The organism is Jidongwangia harbinensis (genome assembly GCF_020216025.1).
Lineage (GTDB): Bacteria > Actinomycetota > Actinomycetes > Mycobacteriales > Micromonosporaceae > Actinoplanes > Actinoplanes harbinensis.
Map to the genome: position 1 here is coordinate 18,756 of NZ_JAIWNC010000047.1, position 17,632 is coordinate 36,387.

16 protein-coding genes are annotated in these 17,632 nt (G+C 71.9%); 7 read left to right on the forward strand and 9 right to left on the reverse strand.

Translation table 11 applies throughout. From position 1 onward, the window contains the following. Positions 1-76: 76 nt before the first annotated feature. Together LDL48_RS37570 and LDL48_RS37575 are read left to right on the forward strand one after the other, a co-directional pair. Positions 77-1,720 (forward strand): sensor histidine kinase, encoded by a 1,644-nt coding sequence (locus tag LDL48_RS37570; protein ID WP_225259929.1) that lies wholly within the window; start codon positions 77-79, stop codon positions 1,718-1,720. 9 nt (positions 1,721-1,729) lie between these two features. Further along, complete coding sequence (locus LDL48_RS37575; protein WP_225259930.1) at positions 1,730-2,938, forward strand: pyridoxal phosphate-dependent aminotransferase; 1,209 nt, start codon at positions 1,730-1,732, stop codon at positions 2,936-2,938. Between the two features lie 19 nt (positions 2,939-2,957). Here LDL48_RS37575 and LDL48_RS37580 read toward each other — a convergent pair whose 3' ends face one another. Continuing rightward, positions 2,958-4,955 (reverse strand): ATP-binding protein, encoded by a 1,998-nt coding sequence (locus tag LDL48_RS37580; protein WP_225259931.1) that lies wholly within the window; start codon positions 4,953-4,955, stop codon positions 2,958-2,960. A 9-nt stretch (positions 4,956-4,964) separates the two neighbouring features. Further along, positions 4,965-5,339: a response regulator transcription factor gene (locus LDL48_RS37585; RefSeq protein WP_225259932.1), complete on the reverse strand. Its 375-nt coding sequence runs from the start codon at positions 5,337-5,339 to the stop codon at positions 4,965-4,967. 281 nt (positions 5,340-5,620) lie between these two features. Here LDL48_RS37585 and LDL48_RS37590 point away from each other — a divergent pair, with 281 nt between their 5' ends. The 3 genes from LDL48_RS37590 (at position 5,621) to LDL48_RS37600 (ending at position 9,756) form a co-directional block, all read left to right on the forward strand. Then, entirely contained in the window at positions 5,621-7,423 is a 1,803-nt protein-coding gene (locus tag LDL48_RS37590; protein WP_225259933.1) for an anthranilate synthase family protein, read from the forward strand. Between the two features lie 110 nt (positions 7,424-7,533). After that, entirely contained in the window at positions 7,534-8,727 is a 1,194-nt protein-coding gene (locus tag LDL48_RS37595) for an MFS transporter (RefSeq protein ID WP_225259934.1), read from the forward strand. A 9-nt stretch (positions 8,728-8,736) separates the two neighbouring features. After that, positions 8,737-9,756, forward strand: a complete 1,020-nt coding sequence (locus LDL48_RS37600) for an aldo/keto reductase (protein WP_225259935.1) — start codon at positions 8,737-8,739, stop codon at positions 9,754-9,756. A gap of 527 nt (positions 9,757-10,283) precedes the next feature. On the opposite strand, the gene LDL48_RS37605 is transcribed toward LDL48_RS37600, so the two are convergent. The 4 genes from LDL48_RS37605 to LDL48_RS37620 are packed head-to-tail and all read right to left on the reverse strand — an operon-like array spanning position 10,284 to position 14,524. Continuing rightward, a complete protein-coding gene (locus tag LDL48_RS37605; protein WP_225259936.1) occupies positions 10,284-11,489 on the reverse strand; it encodes an ABC transporter ATP-binding protein in 1,206 nt (401 codons plus the stop codon). Positions 11,490-11,499: 10 nt separating this feature from the next. Beyond that, positions 11,500-12,339: a carbohydrate ABC transporter permease gene (locus LDL48_RS37610; protein ID WP_225259937.1), complete on the reverse strand. Its 840-nt coding sequence runs from the start codon at positions 12,337-12,339 to the stop codon at positions 11,500-11,502. Continuing rightward, positions 12,339-13,319, reverse strand: coding sequence for a carbohydrate ABC transporter permease (locus LDL48_RS37615; protein WP_225259938.1), 981 nt, complete (start codon positions 13,317-13,319; stop codon positions 12,339-12,341). Before LDL48_RS37615 ends, LDL48_RS37610 begins: the two co-directional genes overlap by 1 nt. Then, a complete protein-coding gene (locus tag LDL48_RS37620) occupies positions 13,316-14,524 on the reverse strand; it encodes an ABC transporter substrate-binding protein (RefSeq protein WP_225259939.1) in 1,209 nt (402 codons plus the stop codon). The genes LDL48_RS37615 and LDL48_RS37620 overlap by 4 nt, the downstream gene beginning before the upstream one ends. A 287-nt stretch (positions 14,525-14,811) precedes the next feature. Between LDL48_RS37620 and LDL48_RS37625 the strand changes: the two genes are divergently transcribed. Further along, positions 14,812-15,390 (forward strand): mycothiol-dependent nitroreductase Rv2466c family protein, encoded by a 579-nt coding sequence (locus LDL48_RS37625; protein WP_225259940.1) that lies wholly within the window; start codon positions 14,812-14,814, stop codon positions 15,388-15,390. A gap of 94 nt (positions 15,391-15,484) precedes the next feature. Here LDL48_RS37625 and LDL48_RS37630 read toward each other — a convergent pair whose 3' ends face one another. Further along, positions 15,485-15,766: a hypothetical protein gene (locus LDL48_RS37630; protein WP_225259941.1), complete on the reverse strand. Its 282-nt coding sequence runs from the start codon at positions 15,764-15,766 to the stop codon at positions 15,485-15,487. A gap of 112 nt (positions 15,767-15,878) precedes the next feature. Between LDL48_RS37630 and LDL48_RS37635 the strand changes: the two genes are divergently transcribed. Then, positions 15,879-16,151, forward strand: coding sequence for a hypothetical protein (locus LDL48_RS37635; protein ID WP_225259942.1), 273 nt, complete (start codon positions 15,879-15,881; stop codon positions 16,149-16,151). A gap of 30 nt (positions 16,152-16,181) precedes the next feature. Here the strand turns inward: LDL48_RS37635 and LDL48_RS37640 are convergent, their stop codons facing one another. Together LDL48_RS37640 and LDL48_RS37645 are read right to left on the reverse strand one after the other, a co-directional pair. Then, on the reverse strand, positions 16,182-16,787 hold the full coding sequence (locus LDL48_RS37640; RefSeq protein WP_225259943.1) for a TetR family C-terminal domain-containing protein: 606 nt from the start codon (positions 16,785-16,787) through the stop codon (positions 16,182-16,184). Then, entirely contained in the window at positions 16,774-17,616 is an 843-nt protein-coding gene (locus LDL48_RS37645) for an alpha/beta fold hydrolase (RefSeq protein WP_225259944.1), read from the reverse strand. Before LDL48_RS37645 ends, LDL48_RS37640 begins: the two co-directional genes overlap by 14 nt. Between the last annotated feature and the right edge of the window lie 16 nt (positions 17,617-17,632).

Below are 17,632 nucleotides of genomic sequence, written 5' to 3' on the forward strand. Positions count from 1 at the left end.
TGCCGCAACCCTGGGAGGTGCTGCTCAAGCCGCATGCCCCGGGTCCGATAGAGGCACCGTGGATATCAGCGGGGTGATGCGCGTGCCCGGTCGGCGCGGAGCGGCCCTGGCACTCGCGGTCCTGATGCTCGGGCTGACCGCCGGCGGCGTCGCCACCGGCGGCGTCGCGCTCGCCGAGGACCGCGCCCAGGCCGCCGACCTGGCCCGGCGCTCCGGCGCCGTGCACGCCGCGCTGACCACCACGATGCAGCGGTACGCCGACACGATGCACGACCTCGCGGCCCGCACCGCCACCGGACCGGACCCCGCCACCGCCGTCGCCGCGGTGGCCGCCGACCGGTTGCCCGGCGCGTACCAACTGCTGATCATCGGCGCCGACCGCGCGGTGCACCACCGCCGGGTCCTCGACGGCACCACCCCGCCCGACCAGCCGCGGCTGCGCCCCGGACCGGACCTGCTCCGCGCCCTGGACCAGGCCCGCGCCAGCGGCCGCCTGGTCGCCGGTCCGCCGCACCTGCTGCTCGCCGACCTCCCGCTGCCACCGGCCCGCCGCCAACCGGCGTTCGAGCTGGCCGCACCGCAACCCGGCCCGCGGGCCGGGTGGGTCGTGGTCAGCATCCGCGCCCGCGACCTGCTGGACGCGGCGCTGCACGGCGCCGGCGTCTCCGGCGTCTCGGTCGCCCTGACCGCCGCCGGCGCCGGCCAGGTCGCCCACTGGTCCGACGGTCCCCCGGCCCGGGCCGCCGCGATCACCGCCGACCTCGGTGTCGCGGGCCAGTCCTGGCAGGTCACCGTGCACGCCACCACCCCGTCGGACGGCGCCGGCCCGGCCACCGCCCCGCTGACCATGCTGGCCGCCGCCGCGGTCAGCACGCTCGCCGCACTGATCGTCCTGGTCGTCACGGCCGCGCACCGGGCCGCCGCGGCCCGCGCCCGGGCCGACCGTGCCGGGCGCACCGCCGCCGAGCGCCGCGCCGAGCAGGCCGAGCAGGCCGCCCGGGACCGGGAGGCGGAACTCACCGGGCTCGCCACGACCGCCGCGGAGAGCCTGCACGCCCCGCTGCACGCCATCGCCGGCTTCACCGAACTGCTCCGCGACGAGACGCCCGGGCTGGGCGAGGCGTCACACGGGTTCCTGGACCGCATCGAGCAGAGCACCACCCGGATGCTGCGGGTGGTCGACGAACTGCGCGCGTACACCGACACCATGGACCAGGCGCTGCGGCCGGAACCGGTCGACACCGAGCGGCTGACCCTGGAGGTCGTCGCCGCCCACCTGGACACCCACACCGGCACCCGGCCCAGCATCGACGTCGGCGAGCTGCCGGTGGTCACCGCGGACGCGGCGCTGCTGCGCCAGGTGCTGGAACACCTGGTGGACAACGCGGTGCGCTTCGTGCGGCACGACACCGCCGCCCGGGTACGGATCAGCGCCGCCGAGGCCGGCCCCGGATGGTGGCGGATCGAGGTAGCCGACCGCGGCATCGGCGTACCCGAGGAGCACCGCGCTCGCATCTTCGCGCCGTTCCACCGCGCGCCCGCCGCCGACGGCTATCCGGGCACCGGGCTGGGGCTGGCGGTGTGCCGCCGGATCGTGGACATGCACGGCGGCGAGATCGGCGTGACCGCGAACCCGGGCGGCGGCAGCGTCTTCGCGTTCACCGTCTCGGCCACCGGCGTGACGGTCCCGGACGCACTGCCTGCGTTGAGCGCGTTCTAAGCTGGCGTGATGGTGGGTCAGGCGAGCAGGCTCAGGAACGTCCGGTACGACATCCGCGGGCCGGTGCTGCGCCGCGCACAGGAGCTGGAGAGCGCCGGCCACCGGATCCTCAAGCTCAACCTGGGCAACCCGGCGCCGTGGGGGCTCAACGCCCCGGAGCCGATCATGGCGGACGTGGTGCACAACCTGGGCGACGCGCAGGGCTACAGCGACGCCCGGGGGATCTACTCGGCCCGGGTCGCGGTCGCGCAGTATTACCAGACGCTCGGCGTACGCGACGTGCAGCCGGACGACGTGCTGCTCGGCAACGGCGTCTCCGAGCTGATCGTGATGTCGCTGCAGGCGCTGCTGAACACCGGCGACGAGGTCCTGGTGCCGAGCCCGGACTACCCGCTGTGGACCGGCGCGGTGACGCTCTGCGGAGGCCGCGCGGTGCACTACCGCTGCCTGTCGGAGCAGGGCTGGGAACCGGACCTGGAGCACGTCGCCGCGCAGATCACGCCGAACACCCGGGCGCTGGTGATCATCAATCCGAACAATCCGACCGGCGCGGTGTACTCCCGCGAGACGCTGCTCGGCCTGCTCGACATCGCCCGCCGCCACGACCTGCTGGTGCTGGCCGACGAGATCTACGACAAGATCCTGTACGACGACGCCCGGCACGAGTGCACGGCGGCGCTCGCCCCGGACCTGCTGGTGCTGACCATGGGCGGGCTGTCGAAGACGTACCGGGCGGCCGGGTTCCGTTCCGGCTGGCTGGCCGTGTCCGGCCCGCGGAACCTGGCCGAGGAATACCTGGAAGGGCTGCAGCTGCTCGCCAACATGCGGCTCTGCCCGAACGTGCCGGCGCAGCACGCGGTGCAGACCGCGCTGGGCGGCTACCAGAGCATCAACGAGCTGATCCGGCCCGGCGGACGCCTCTACGAACAGCGCGACCATGCCTGGCGCAAGCTGACCGCCATCCCGGGGGTGGACTGCGTCAAGCCGCGCGGCGCGCTGTACCTGTTCGCCCGGCTCGACCCCGAGGTGCACAAGATCCGCGACGACCAGAAGATGATCGTCGACCTGCTCGAACAGCAGTTGATGCTGCTGTCCCACGGCACCGGGTTCAACCTGCCCACCACCGATCACCTGCGCATGGTGTTCCTGGCGCCGGTCGACGTCCTGGACGACGCGACCGACCGGCTGGCCCGGTTCCTCTCCACCTACCGGCAGTAGGCGGCGGCCGGCGGGCCGGTCAATCGGTGCGCACCGGCAGGCGGACGGTGACGGTGGTGCCGACGTTCTCGGCGGACCGCACCCCGACCGAGCCGCCGTGGTTCTCCACGATCGCGGCGACGATGGCCAGACCCAGACCGGTGCCCGGGATCGCCTGGTGGATCGCGTTGGTGGCCCGGAAGAACCGGCCGAACAGCCCCGGCTGCTCGGCGTCCGGAACACCCATGCCGGTGTCCGCGACCGCGATCACCACCTCGTCCTCCTCCCGGCGGGCGGTAACCGTGACCGTGCCCTCCGGCGGGGTGAACTTCACCGCGTTGGTGAGCAGGTTCATCAGTACCCGGTCCAGCTGGTCCGGATCGGCCTGCAGCCCGAGCGGGCGCTGCACCTCGGTGTACAACCCGACCGACGCCTTGGCCGCCACCGGTGAGATCGCGGCCAGCGCGCCGTCGACCACCGCGCCCACCTCGACGTCGCGCGTCGAGGTACGGAATCCGCCGGACTCGATCCGGGACAGGGTGAGCAGGTCCTCGATCAGTTCCCGGAGACGGCGGGTGTTGCGGCTGATCACCTCCAGCATCCGCCGCTGCGCATCGGTCAGGTCACCGGCCTCCGCGTCCTGCAGCAGTTCCAGGTAGCCGGCGATGCTGGTCAGCGGCGTCCGCAGCTCGTGCGAGACGGTGGACATCAGATCGGTCTTGACGGTGTCCAGCTCCTGCAACCGGGCCACCAGGTGCTGCTCCTGCTCGTACAGCCGGGCGTAGTGGACGCCGCGCCCCAGGTCGGCGGCGACCGACTCGGCGAGCCGGACGTCGACCGGCGTCCACGCCGGGCCGTTGTCCCGGATCAGGGTGAGCGCCCCGATCAGATCGCTGCCCGCGCTCACCGCGACCGTGAGGACGTGCCCGTGGCCGGTGGGGTTGCCGGCGCGCAGTTCGATCTCCGGCGGGCGGGCGTCGCCGGCCGGTGCCGGGTCGTCGGTGTACCAGACGTCGCCGCTGCGCAGCCAGCCGAGATCGCAGCCGGCCAGCTCGGTCAGCGGGCCGCCGTCGTGCTCGTCACGCAGGCTGGCGGCCGGCGGCACCTCGGTCTCCGCGGGCGCCATCCGGACCAGCACGTGGTCCGCGTCGAGCGTGCCGGCCAGGCCGTCGATCGCCTCCCGGATCGCGTCGTCCACGGCCAGGTGCGCCCGGATCCGGTAACCGAGCCGGCGGGCCTCGTCCCGCAGCCGGGCGGTCCGCTGTTCGGCGTGGCGGACCCGGGCGCTCTCGTCGGCCTGGGTGTTGACCGCGTCCGCCACCGCGCGGATCTCCGCCGGGCCGTCCTCGGGGTCGGCGCGGGCCTCGTGCTCGCCGGCCCGCATCCGGTCCAGCACGGCGACCAGCTGACCCAGCGGTCCGGTGATCCGCCGGGTGGTCCGGGCGGCCGTGGTCGCCGCCAGCGCCGCGGCCAGCAGCGTCACCACGGCCAGCGTCACCATGGTGAACCGGCTCAGCGAGGCGCTGCGCTCCTGCAGGCGGTCGGCCCGGGCCTGCAGGCGGTCGTCGAACTGGTCGTTCGCGGTCAGGAAGTCCTGGAACAGCGGGCGGCCGGCGGCGACGTACCGGATCGCGGCGTCGCTGCGCGGTGCCGCCTGGCGCTGCACCTCGGCGTGGGTCCACCAGATGTCGGCCCGCGCCACCTGGCCGTCCACCGCCTGCCGTTCCTCGCTGGTGGCCAGCCGGCGCAGCTCGATCACCGCCACCGTGTAGTCGGCCCGGGCGACGTGGTACGTGTCGAGCTGCGCGCTGTCGCCGGTCAGCAGGTAGCCGCGCACCCCGCGCTGGCCGTCCGCGAGCACCCCGCGCAGGTGCGCGTTGGCCAGTTGCAGCGGCTGCACGTGGTTGGACAGCTGGTCGACCACCCGGTGCTGGATCAGCACGGTGGTCATCTCGGCCAGGCCCGCGCCGACGATCAGCAGGACCAGCGCGGCAAACGCTCTGGTCAGCAGATGCCCGACGGACCGGTCACGTTGCATCGGACGCGATCAGGCGCGGGTCCGGCTCAGCAGCGCCTGTATCCGGGAGACCAGTTCACGCGGGCTGAACGGTTTGGTCACGTAGTCGTCGGCGCCGGCGCTGAACCCGCCTTCGACGTCCTGTTCCTGCACCCGCGCGGTGAGCATGATGATCAGCATGTCCGCGGTGGCCGGCTCTCCGCGCAGGATCCGGCAGACGTCGATGCCGGACAGCCCGGGCATGGACACGTCCAGCACGGCGAGCGCCGGATGGCGCAGCGCGGCCTGTTCCACCGCGGCCGGCCCGTCGCCGACCGCGATCACCTCGAAACCGGCCTGTTCCAGCTTGAAGGCCACCAGATCACGGATGTCGGCGTCGTCGTCGGCGACCAGCACCACCGTCACGGCTTCCCCCTACGCTCGGTTCGTAGCTGCAGCCACTGAATAGCACATTATCTGGACATTCCGGTCCGGCGCGGCAGATCACTGGCATCGGGCCGGGGCTGGCGCGGCCGGCACGCCGGCCGTAAACTCCCGCCATGCACGCGCACCGGAACCAGTGGTGGCCCGCCTCACCGGCGGCCACACCCACCCGCGCGTAACGTCAGCACACCGCGGCCGCCTCCCCGAGGCGGCCGTTTTCGCATGGTCCGGCCTCGGCGGCGCCGCTCGAGGAAAGAGGACCCATGCCACCGTTCGCCCTGCTGCACCGCGACGGCGCCGATCACGTCGAGGTGCTCACCGGAGACCTGGTCACCGTCGACACGCTCGCCGACATCCCGCTGGATACCGGCGGCCAGACCCTGGCCGTGATCCCCTACCGCCAGATCACCGAACGCGGCTTCGACTGCGTGGACGACGGCGCGCCGCTGGAATGCCTGCGGATCACCTCGGCCGAGACCGCCCCGCTGGACGCGTTCGGCGACCATCCGTTCGAGGTGAGCGGCGGCGCGTTCGACATCTCCGACGCGGAGTACGGCACCGTCGTCGGAGACGTGCTGCGCGACGAGATCGGCCGCGGCGAGGGCGCCAACTTCGTCATCCACCGCGTCTTCACCGCCTCCGTCACCGGTGACCCGCTCACCGCCGCGAGGGCCGCGTTCCACCGGTTGCTCACCCGCGAGCAGGGCGCGTACTGGACGTTCCTGGTGCACACCGGCACCCGCACGCTGGTCGGTGCGTCCCCGGAGCGGCACGTCAGCGTCGCCGACGGCCTCACCATGATGAACCCGATCAGCGGGACGTTCCGGCACGGTTCCGGCTCGCTGCTGGAGTTCCTCGCCGACGCCAAGGAGACCGAGGAGCTCTACATGGTGCTGGACGAGGAACTGAAGATGATGGCCGCGGTCGCCGAGCACGGCGGGCAGGTGGTCGGGCCGTACCTGAAGCAGATGAGCCGGCTCACCCACACCGAGTACCTGCTCGCCGGGCGGGGCTCGATGGACGTCCGGGACGTGCTCCGGGAGACCATGTTCGCGCCGACCGTGACCGGCAGCCCGATCGAGAACGCCTGCCGGGTGATCGCCCGCCACGAACGCCGCGGGCGCGGTTACTACGGGGGCGTACTCGCGCTGCTCGGCCACGACGACCAGGGCCGGCAGACGCTGGACGCGCCGATCCTGATCCGGACCGCGGAGATCTCCCCGGCCGGCACCCTGCGGGTGCCGGTCGGCGCCACCCTGGTCCGGCACTCCACCGCGGCCGGCGAGGTCGCCGAGACCCACACCAAGGCCGCCGGGATCCTGGCCGCGCTGGGCCTGCGATCCGCACCGGCCTCCGGGGGTACGCCGCCCGCCGTCGACACGCCCGAGGTGCAGGCCGCGCTCGCCGCCCGCAACGTCGGCCTGGCCCGGTTCTGGCTCGACGAGCGCCGGCCCGCCTCGACCCACCTCGCCGGGCACCGCGCGGTGATCGTGGACAACGAGGACACGTTCACCGCGATGCTGGCACACCAGTTGCGGGCTCTCGGCCTGACCGTGTCGGTGGTGCCGTGGAACGCGACCGGGCCGCTCACCGCGGATCTCGTCGTGGTGGGCCCCGGCCCGGGCGATCCCCGGTCCACGACGGACCCGAAGATGACCTTCCTCCGCGGCCTGCTGTCCGGTCTGCTCGCCGGCGGCCGGCCGACGCTCGGCGTGTGCCTGGGACAGCAGATGCTGGCCGGCGCGCTGGGCCTGCCGCTGCACCGGCGGGAGGCGCCGTACCAGGGGGTCGCCCGCGACATCGATCTGTTCGGCACCACCCGGCGGGTGGGCTTCTACTCCAGTTTCACCGCGCTGGGTTCCGGCACCACCCTGGACACCCCGTACGGCCCGGTGGAGATCGCCGGCGACGAGTCCGACGGCAGTTTGCACGGGTTGCGCGGGCCCTCCTTCGCCGGCGTGCAGTTCCATCCGGAGTCGGTGCTCAGCCGGGACGGGACGGCCGTCCTCGAAGAACTTGTCACAGCTTTGCTCATCGATGTGGTTAGTCCGTCCCACATCGGGTAGCGGATAGGTGTGCCGGTGATCCGGGCGGGTCGAGAGCCCCCGCCCGGATCACCGGCCACCCTGTGTCGCGGCTTGACAGCACCTCGCTGACACGTTTAAGTCACGGTGTCATGCCTGCGACCCTCACGGTCCGCCGCGCCCGGGTCGCGGTGGCCGCCCTGTTCCTCACCAACGGCGCCATGTTCGCCAACGTCGTACCGCGCATCCCCGAGTTCAAGACCGGCCTGGAGCTGAGCAACACCGCGCTCGGCACCGCCCTGGCGGCCGGCACCGTGGGCGCCGTGCTGGCCGGGTTCTTCGCGGCCGGCGTGATCCGCCGGCTCCGGTCGGCCCGGGTCGCGGCGTTCGGCATGGTGCTGCTCGCGCCGGCGTTCACGCTCCTCGCGCTCGCCCCCAACGGGCTGGTCCTGGCCGGCGTGCTCTTCGTCGCCAGCGCGGTCGACTCGGTGGTGGACGTCGCGCAGAACGCACACGGCCTGCGGGTGCAGAGGATCTACGGTCGCTCGATCGTCAACTCGTTCCACGGCCTGTGGAGCGTCGGCTGCGTCGCCGGCGGCGTGATGGGATCCGCCGCCGCCGGGCTCCGGATACCGCTGGCCCTGCACCTCGGCGTGGCCGGCGCGCTGATCAGCGTGATCGTCCTGGTGGCGTACCGGTACACGCTGCCCGGCCCGGACGACCGCGAACGCCCCGCGGCGAGCACCACCGGACCGTCACCGGCACGTCGCCTCACCGGCACCGCGGTCCGGATGCTCGCCGCGCTCGGCCTGCTCGCCGCCTGCGGCGCACTGGTGGAGGACGCCGGCGCCTCCTGGGGCGCCATCTACCTGCGCGACAACCTGCACACCGGCGCCGCCACCGCCGGCCTGGCGTTCGTCGCCCTGCAGGCCGCGATGACCCTCGGCCGGCTACTCGGCGACCGGGTGGTCAACCGCTTCGGCCAGCGCACCGTGGTCCGCACCGGCGGACTGCTCACCGCGGCCGGCCTCGGCGGCGCCCTGGCGTGGCCCACCGTCGGCACCACCCTGGCCGGCTTCGCGCTCGCCGGCCTCGGCGCCGCCACCCTCGTGCCGGCCGCCATGCACACCGCCGACGAACTGCCCGGCCTCCCGCCCGGCGTCGGCCTGACCGTGGTGTCCTGGCTGCTGCGCATCGGGTTCCTGGTGTCGCCGCCGCTGATCGGCCTGCTCGCCGACCTCAGCAGCCTGCGGGTCGGCCTGCTCGCGGTGGTGCTCGGCGGCGTGGTGACCGCGATCCTCGGCCGGGTTCTGCTGAACCGGGCGGCGCCCGCCGGCCCGGCATAGGTTGGCAGCATGGAATATCGCACCCTCGGGCGCAGCGGCTGCGCCGTGTCCGCACTCTGTCTCGGCACCATGACCTTCGGGCGCGAGTCCGACGAACAGACGGCACACGCCCAACTCGACCGCTTCGTCGAGGCCGGCGGCACGTTCGTGGACACCGCCGACGTGTACTCCGCCGGCGAGTCCGAGCGGATCATCGGACACTGGTACGCGTCCCGGCCCGCCGACGTGACCGCCCGCGTGGTCCTGGCCACCAAGGGCCGCTTCGCGATGGCCGACGAACCCAACGGCCTCGGCCTGTCCGCCCGCCACCTCACCCGCGCGCTGGACGCCTCCCTCACCCGGCTCGGCGTCGACGCGATCGACCTGTACCAGGCGCACGCCTGGGACCCGCTGACCCCGCTCGACGAGACGCTGCGCACGCTCGACGGCTTCGTCCGGGCCGGCAAGATCCGCTACTACGGCTTCTCCAACTTCACCGGCTGGCAGCTCACCAAGGCCGTACACCTGGCACGCGAACTCGGCCTGGCCGGACCGATCAGCCTGCAGCCGCAGTACAACCTGCTGGTCCGCCAGATCGAGTGGGAGATCGTCCCGGCCGCCCAGGACGCCGGCCTGGGCCTGCTGCCGTGGAGCCCGCTGGGCGGCGGCTGGCTGACCGGCAAGTACCGCCGCGACCAGCGGCCGAGCGGCGCCACCCGGCTCGGCGAGAACCCGGAGAAGGGCATGGAGGCCTGGGAGCGCCGGGACACCGAACGCACCTGGAACGTGGTCGAGGCGGTGCAGCGGGTCGCCGAGGACCGCGGCGTGTCGATGGCCGAGGTGGCGCTGGCCTGGGTGACCGACCGGCCGGCGGTCACCGCGACCATCCTCGGTGCCCGGACGCTGGACCAGCTCGACGTCAACCTGCGCGCCGCGGACCTGCACCTGACCGCCGAGGAGACGGCGGCGCTGGACGCGGCGAGCGACCTGCACACGCCGGACTACCCGTACGGCGAACTCGGCATCGGCCAGCGCAGCCGCGCCATCTGACCCCGCCGAGCAGCGGCAAGCGAGGCGCGTCCGTGGGTGCGGCGCGATTCCCGGTGCGGAGGGCGCCGCACCCCACACGCGGCGCGCCCCCAACGACGGGGCGTGTCGACTTCCGGCACGGACCCCACCACACCCCCACACGCCGCGCCCCCAACGACGGGGCGTGTCGACTTCCGGCACGGACCCCACCACACCCCCACACGCCGCGCACGGGGCCGCCCCGACAGCGCCGTCTCGTCCTCGAGGCCAACGCCGCCACTGCTGCTCAGATCTTGGAGGCGTGCACGATTCTTGGAGCGCAACGGCCCTCAGGAGGGCCACCCGCCTCCAAGATCTGCCCACGCCTCCAAGATCTACTGCCCGAAGGCCACATATCGGACGCCGCCAGGCCGAGCCGCCAGGCCGAGCCGCCAGGCCGAGCCGCCCGAAACGACGTTGGTGTACCAGTGGAGCGCTCCACTGGTACACCAACGCTGGTACAGGCGCTCGAAAACCACCGTGGTGTTCCACTGAACACCGGCGGCACCTCAGGAAGCGGACACCCCGGCCGCGCGCCCCTCGTGCAGCGTCACGTTCCGGCCGTCCGCCGGGTCGAACAGATGGATCTTGTCGAGGTTGAGCCAGATCTTGGCGTCCGCGCCCTCGCGTACCCGGGACTCCGCGGACAACCGGGTCACCAGCCCGGACTGGTTCGGCAGGTCCGCACCGCCCGCGTCGGCGGCCAGATCCTCCAGGTCGGCGGCGGTCGCCGCGTCCCCCTCGACGGTCAGGTACACGTACTTGTCCGAGCCCATCGACTCCACCAGGTCCACCGGCGCGGTGAACTCCACGCCGCGGGCCCGGTGGTGGTCCTCGACAAGCGCCGCGTCCTCGAAGTGCTCGGGCCGGATGCCCAGCACCAGTTGCCGGGGGGCGTCCCCGGCGGCGAGCATCCGCTGGATCCGGTCGCCCAGCGGCAGGTCACCCAGCGCGGTACGCAGCTTGCCCTCGGCCACCTCGGCGGGCAGGAAGTTCATCGACGGCGAGCCGATGAACCCGGCCACGAACAGGTTGTTCGGGTTGTCGTACAGCGTCTGCGGGTCGCCGACCTGCTGGATGTGGCCGGCCCGCATGACCACCACCCGGTCGCCCAGCGTCATCGCCTCGGTCTGGTCGTGGGTGACGTAGACGGTCGTGGTGCCGAGCTGCTTCTGCAGGCGGGAGACCTGCGTACGCATCTGCACCCGCAGTTTGGCGTCCAGGTTGGACAGTGGTTCGTCCATCAGGAACGCCTTGGGGTTGCGCACGATCGCCCGGCCCATGGCGACGCGCTGGCGCTGCCCGCCGGACAGGTTGGCCGGCCGGCGGTCCAGGTAGTCGGTCAGCTCAAGCACCTTCGCGGCGTCGTTCACCTTCTTGTCGATCTCGGTGCGCGGAAGTTTGGCCAGCTTCAGCGGAAACGCCATGTTCTCCCGCACGGTCATGTTCGGGTACAGCGCGTACGACTGGAACACCATCGCGATGTCCCGGTCCTTCGGCGCCTTGTCGTTGACCCGGGCGCCGTCGATCCGCAGTTCGCCGGACGTGATGTCCTCCAGCCCGGCGATCATGTTGAGGGTGGTGGACTTCCCGCAGCCGGACGGGCCGACCAGGATGATGAACTCGCCGTCGGCGATCTCCAGGTCGATGCCGTGCACCGCGGTGGTGCCGTCCGGATAGCTCTTGGTCACCTTGTCGAGAACGATGTCAGCCATCTGTTGTCACCTAACCCTTGACCGCGCCGGACGTGAGGCCCGCGACGATGCGCTTCTGGAAGAACAGCACGAAGAGGATGATCGGGATCGTGATGACCACGGCGGCCGCGGAGATCGCACCCGTCGGGTCCTCGAACTGCGACGCCCCGGTGAAGAACGACAGCGCCACCGGCACCGTGCGGGACCGTTCCGTGGACGTCAGCGAGATGGCGAACAGGAAGTCGTTCCAGCAGAAGATGAAGACCAGGATCGCGGTGGTGAAGACGCCCGGCGCGGCCAGCGGCGCGATCACCTTGCGGAACGCCTCGCCCTGGGTGGCGCCGTCCATCTTGGCCGCCTTCTCCAGGTCCCACGGGATCTGCTTGAAGAACGCCGACAGCGTGTAGATCGCCAGCGGCAGCGCGAACGTGATGTACGGCAGGATCAGCCCCAGCCAGGTGTCGAACAGCCCGATCTGCCGCTCGATGTTGAACAGCGGCGAGACCAGCGACACCTGCGGGAACATCGCGATCAGCAGGGAGACCCCGACCAGCAGGGACTTGCCCGGGAAGTCCAGGCGGCTGATCGCGTACGCGGCCATCGTGCCGAGCACCACCGCGATCAGCGTGGAGATCAGCGCGATGCCGATCGAGTTGACCAGGGCCCGGACGAACTGGTCGGTCTGGAAGATCGTCCGGTAGTTGTCCAGCGTCCACTCCCGCGGGATGAAGTTGCCGTCGGTGAGCGTGGCCGTGGTCTTGAACGACAACGACATGATCCAGAGCACCGGGATCAGGGCGAAGACCACCACGACGGCGTCCAGCAGACCCCACTTGAACTTCGCCCGGTTCGAGGTGTCGAGCGTGGCCATCAGCGCCTCCCGCCGTCGTCGCTGCTACCCGGCGCGGCGGTGCCGAACAGCTTCACGAAGATGAACGCGATGATCGCCACGGTCAGGAAGATCAGCACCGACATGGTGGATCCGATGCCGAGGTTGAGCCCCTTGATCAGGTTGTTGTAGGCGATCATCGACACCGACGAGGTCTGATTGGCCCCGTTGGTCAACACGTAGATGTTGTCGAAGACGCGGAACGCGTCGAGGGTGCGGAACAGCAGCGCGACCAGGATCGCCGGCTTCATCACCGGCAGCATCACCTTGGTGAACCGCTGCCACCAGCTCGCGCCGTCCATCGACGCGGCCTTGAGCAGGTCGTCCGGCACCAGGGCCAGGCCCGCCATCAGCAGCAGCGCCATGAACGGCGTGGTCTTCCAGATCTCGGCCAGGATGATGATCGCCAGGGCGCTGGCCCGTTCGGTCAGCGGCGCCCCGTCCGGCGTCACCAGGTTGGCCAGGTATCCGGTGCCGGGCGTCCACGCGTACCGCCAGCTGAAGGCGGCCACCACCGTGACGATCCCGTACGGAATCAGCGCCGACGTGCGGACCAGGCCGCGCCCGACGATGGTCCGGTGCATGATCAGCGCCAGCCCCATGCCCAGCACCAGCTCGACCACCACGGAGACGACGGTGATCAGCACGGTCACGGCGAACGCGGTCCACCAGTAGCTGTTGGTCAGCACGGTGGCGTAGTTCTCCAACCCGACGAACTGCCGCTCGTCCGGGAACTTCAGGTCGTAGCGCTGCAGGGAGAGCCAGAACGAATACAGGATCGGGTACGCCGTCACGGCCACCATCACCAGCGCCGCCGGTGCGCAGAGCAGCCAGCCCAGCTTCCGTTCCTGCTTCTTACCCTCGCTGAGCGGGGTCCTGCCCCGGCGCCGCGGCGCGGTGCCGGCCCGCTTCTCGGCGTCCGTCGTGGCGGCGCCGGCCGGCGTGGTGGACGAAATGCTCACGGGAGCACCCCCTTCGAGTCGATGGCCTCCTGGATCGACTTCTTCAGAGCCGCGGCGGTCTGGCCGGGGTCGATGTCCGCGGGCGGCGACAGCGTCGCGGCCACCACGGTCGACAGATTCTGGTACGCCGGCGTCAGCGGCCGGGGCGCCGCGTCCTTCAGCTCCTCGAGGATGGTCTCCTTCATCGGGTACGCCTCGAGCATCTCCGGATCGGAGTACACCGCCTCGATGGTCGGCGGCTGGCCCGCGTTGATCGCCAGGTACTTCTGGTTCTCCGCGTTCCGCAGGCACTTGACCGCCTCGAAGGAGAGGTCGGAGTGCCGGCTGTACTTGCTGACCGCCATGTTGGAACCGCCGATGGTGACCCGGCTCGGCGTGTTCGGGTCGATCGCCGGGTAGCGCGCCCAGGTGACGTTCGGCGCCAGCTGCGGCGCGTCGCTCTGCAGCGCGGAGTAGACGTACGGCCAGTTCAGCTGGAACGCGCCCGCGCCGTTCTGGAACGCCAGCCGTACGTCGTCCTCGATCTGGTTGGTGAACGACGGACTGGTCACTCCCGCGGTGGCGAAGCGTTGCATGACCTCCAGCGCGCGTACCGTGCCGGCGTCCATCACCGCGGTCTTGCCGTCCTCGCTGACCACGTTGCCGCCGGCGCTGGCCACCAGGTTGTTGAAGAGCACGACCAGGCCCTCGTACTGGGCACCCATGGTCAGCACCTGGTACGTCTTGCCCTCCTGCTTCAGTCGCAGCGCGGCTTCGATCATCTCGTCCCACGTCTTCGGCGGCTCCGACACCAGGTCCTTGCGGTACCAGAGCAGCTGCACGTTGGTGTTGTTCGGCGCCGCGTACAGCCGGTCCTCGTACTGTGCCGAGGCCAGCGGCCCGGGCAGCGTGCCGTTCTCGATCTCGGTCCGGTCCTCGCCGGTCCACTCCTGGATCCAGTCCGCGCTGGCGAACTCCTGCGTCCAGGTCACGTCCAGCCCGAGGATGTCCATGCTGTCGTCCTCGGCGGCGAGCCGGCGCACCATCTGCACCCGCTGGTCGTCCGCCGCGCGGGGCAGCACCTGGTAGACGATGATGTAGCGACCGTTGGCCGCCCGGTTGCAGTTGTCGATGACGTTCTGCATGCCTTCGACAGGAAACTGGTAGAGGTTGAGGGTCGGTACGCCACCCTCGTCGCTGGATCCGCACGCCGTCAGTGGTGCCATCAGTGCTATCGCGGCCCCGACCGCGAGAGCCCGGGCACGCACGCTGCCCCGTTGCGGATGTCGGTCCCGAATCGCCATTGAGCCTCCGTCCGGCAGCCGCCGGCGGCGGGCGGGGGACGCCCGGGGCCGACGGGCAGTTCTCCGCCCACGAAGCGACCCGATGGTGATCCCGGTCACGAGAGGCGGCTGCTGATCTCCTGCCCCAGTGGGTGACGACACAAACGCGAAACGCATCCGCAACACGGCTCCGGGCCGCGACGCCGGGCCGGGCGGCCTACGATCGGGGCATGGAGGCCACCTATTACTTCGATCCGGCTTGCCCGTTCACCTGGCGCACCTCGCGGTGGCTGGTCGGCGTGGCGGCAGAACGCGACGTGACCGTGCACTGGCGGGCGTTCAGCCTGACCATCCTCAGCGGCGGCAACGCCCCCGAGGAGTACCGCTCGATGATGGCCGCCGCCAGCCGCGCGCTCCGGCTGGTCGAGGCCCTGGCCGCCGATCAGCGCAATGCCGAGGCCGGGGCGTTCTACACCGAACTCGGCACCCGTACCCACGACGCCGGTGTCCCGCTCAGCGACGACATCGTGGCGGCGTCGGCCGAGGCCGCCGGCCTCGAGGACGTCAAGGCGATCCTCGACGACCCGTCCTGGGACGAGGCGGTCCGCGCCTCGCACGAGAAGGCGTTCGCCTCGGCCGGCCCGGACATCGGCTCGCCGGTGCTGTGGATCGAGGGCGCGCCCCGCGCGGTGCACGGCCCGATCCTGAGCGAGGTGCCGGACCACCCGGAGGCGCTGGCGATCTGGGACGCGGTGGTGCCGCTGGCCCACAGCGGCACGTTCTTCGAACTCAAGCGCGGCCGGGGCTGACCCACGACGGCACGACCGGCCGCCCGGGACGGCGGCGGCTAGCTGCCGCCGCCTGGCCGCAGCCGCCTGGCAGCCGCCCCCTGGCCGAAGCCGCCTAGCTGCCGCCGCCACCCCCGCCGCCGCCACCGCCGTCGAAGCCGCCGCCGCCGAAGCTTCCGCCGTCGAAGGAGCCGCCGTCGGAGGTACCGCCGCGGTTGTCGTCGACGGTCGCGCCGATCCCGCCCGCGGCCGTCGTACCGCCGGCCAACCGGTGGTCGCCGGTCCCCGAACCGTAACCGCTCGGGTGCCGGTCCGAACCGGCCCGGCGAGCCGCCCACACCGCACCTGCCACGGCCAGCGCCAGGCCGGCCACGAAGAGAGTCGTCGCGAGGTCCATTCCAGCAGTGTGTGACACGCGCGCCAGTAGTCACCCGGCCGGACGGTTTGACCGTGCCGCACGGATGGGTATCCGTCGCGCGCCGTCGTCGCTCTTACCCGGAAGGACCACCGTGGTGGATCCCCATATTTCACTCGACCCGCAGACCATGAGCCCGGTCGAGGAGAAGCTGCGCGGCCCGCTGGAGGACCAGCTGACCTCGGCCCTGCAGGCCGCTGCCGACAAGATCAGTCATCGGTACGCCGGGGAGTCCGTCGACCAGGTCCAGGCGATGCTGCTCGACCAGACCCGCTCCGGACTGCACCCGGACATCGCGGCCGGCTTCCACCCGGACGCCGCCGAGTTGCGCCGCGTGGCCCAGGCGATCGTCCACTCCGAACGCTGACCATCTCGGGTCCGGCCCCGGCCGGACGGTTCACCGCCGCCGGTCGCCCGTCAGCAGGCCGGACAACAGGGTCAGCAGGGCCCGCTCCGCGTCGGCGACCGCCTTCTCCCGGTCCTCGGCGTGCGCGACGATGAGCGCGGCCTCGATCACCGCACTCAACGCCAACTGCGCGAGGATCGGCACGGCCGCCGGCTCCACCTGGCCGTCGCGCGCCGCGTCGTCGAGCAGCCCGGTGATCAGGCGGAGGCCGTACCGCTCCTCGACCGCGCGCCACTCCTGCCAGCCGAGCACCGCCGGGGCGTCGATCAGTACGATCCGAACCGCCGCCGGGCGCCGGCAGATGCCGAGCATGGTGCGGACCGCGGCGACCAGACCGGCCGCCCGGTCCGGAGCAGCCGCCACCGCGGCCGCGATCTCCTCGGTGATCTCCGATTCCACCTCCTCCAGCACCGCCCGGAACAGGTCCCGCTTGTCCGCGTAGTGGTGGTACATCGCCCCGCGGGTCACCCCGGCCCGGCGCACCACCTCGTCCGCGGGCACATGCGCGTAGCCACGATCGCCGAACAGCTCCCGAGCGGTGGCGACCAGCGCGGCCCGGGTGGTGTCCGAACGTTCCCGCTGGCTACGCCGGGGCATGGCGGCGGGCGAAGTCCACGATCAGTTCGGTCAGCACCTGCGGCTGGTCCTCCGGCACGAGCGTGTAGGAATCGTCGATGGGCACGACGGTGGCGTCCGGCAGCAGGGCGGCGAGACGGTGCGCCAGGTCGAGGGGGAACATCCGGTCCTCGGCCGCCCAGGCCAGCAGCACCGGCCGGGTGAACCCGGGCAGCGCGCGGGCGGCGGCGAGGGTGTGCCTGCGGTGCACCGTACGCAGGAAGCGCCGCAGGTCCCGCCGGATCGCCGGGTCCCGCCGCGAGGGGCCGAGGTAGGAGTCCGCGACGTCCGCGGGCACCCGCCGTTTGGCCACCCACCCGAACGCGAACGGCAGCGGATGCAGGGCCCGGATCCGGAAGAGCTGGACCAGCAACCACACCATGCCGGGCAGCCGGGCGAGCGTGGGCAGGGCGGCGAACACCGGCGGCGGGAACCGCTCGAAGCTGTCCGACGGGGTGAGCACGACGGCGCCGATGCGCTCCGGCCGGGCGGCCATCAGGATCTGCACGATCGCGCCGCCGGTGTCGTTGGCGACCACCGTGACGTCGCGCAGGTCCAGCCGCTCCAGGAAGTCGGCGATCATCGCGGCCAGGCCGGGCGGGGTGAGGTCGGCCGCGGGCACCGCGACCGAGTGCCCACCGAACGGCCAGTCCGGTACGAGACAGCGGAATCCGCCGTCCACCACGCCGGGTACGACGTTGCGCCAGAGACCCGCGTGCATCAACAGTCCGTGCACGAACACCACGGGTGGCCCGGTGCCGTGGTCGCGGTACCGCACCGTGCCCCCCGCCAGCGCTATCTCCTTCTCCATCCCATCAACATACGTG

Bases quoted from the DNA above. Each gene is read 5' to 3' on its own strand.
- LDL48_RS37610 (WP_225259937.1), bottom strand. From the start codon at position 12,339: ATGGCCACGCTCGACACCTCGAACCGGGCGAAGTTCAAGTGGGGTCTG.
- LDL48_RS37645 (WP_225259944.1), bottom strand. From the start codon at position 17,616: ATGGAGAAGGAGATAGCGCTGGCGGGGGGCACGGTGCGGTACCGCGAC.
- LDL48_RS37630 (WP_225259941.1), bottom strand. From the start codon at position 15,766: ATGGACCTCGCGACGACTCTCTTCGTGGCCGGCCTGGCGCTGGCCGTG.
- LDL48_RS37590 (WP_225259933.1), top strand. From the start codon at position 5,621: ATGCCACCGTTCGCCCTGCTGCACCGCGACGGCGCCGATCACGTCGAG.
- LDL48_RS37575 (WP_225259930.1), top strand. From the start codon at position 1,730: ATGGTGGGTCAGGCGAGCAGGCTCAGGAACGTCCGGTACGACATCCGC.
- LDL48_RS37620 (WP_225259939.1), bottom strand. From the start codon at position 14,524: ATGGCACCACTGACGGCGTGCGGATCCAGCGACGAGGGTGGCGTACCG.
- LDL48_RS37570 (WP_225259929.1), top strand. From the start codon at position 77: ATGCGCGTGCCCGGTCGGCGCGGAGCGGCCCTGGCACTCGCGGTCCTG.
- LDL48_RS37625 (WP_225259940.1), top strand. From the start codon at position 14,812: ATGGAGGCCACCTATTACTTCGATCCGGCTTGCCCGTTCACCTGGCGC.
- LDL48_RS37605 (WP_225259936.1), bottom strand. From the start codon at position 11,489: ATGGCTGACATCGTTCTCGACAAGGTGACCAAGAGCTATCCGGACGGC.
- LDL48_RS37640 (WP_225259943.1), bottom strand. From the start codon at position 16,787: ATGCCCCGGCGTAGCCAGCGGGAACGTTCGGACACCACCCGGGCCGCG.
- LDL48_RS37595 (WP_225259934.1), top strand. From the start codon at position 7,534: ATGCCTGCGACCCTCACGGTCCGCCGCGCCCGGGTCGCGGTGGCCGCC.
- LDL48_RS37580 (WP_225259931.1), bottom strand. From the start codon at position 4,955: ATGCAACGTGACCGGTCCGTCGGGCATCTGCTGACCAGAGCGTTTGCC.
- LDL48_RS37600 (WP_225259935.1), top strand. From the start codon at position 8,737: ATGGAATATCGCACCCTCGGGCGCAGCGGCTGCGCCGTGTCCGCACTC.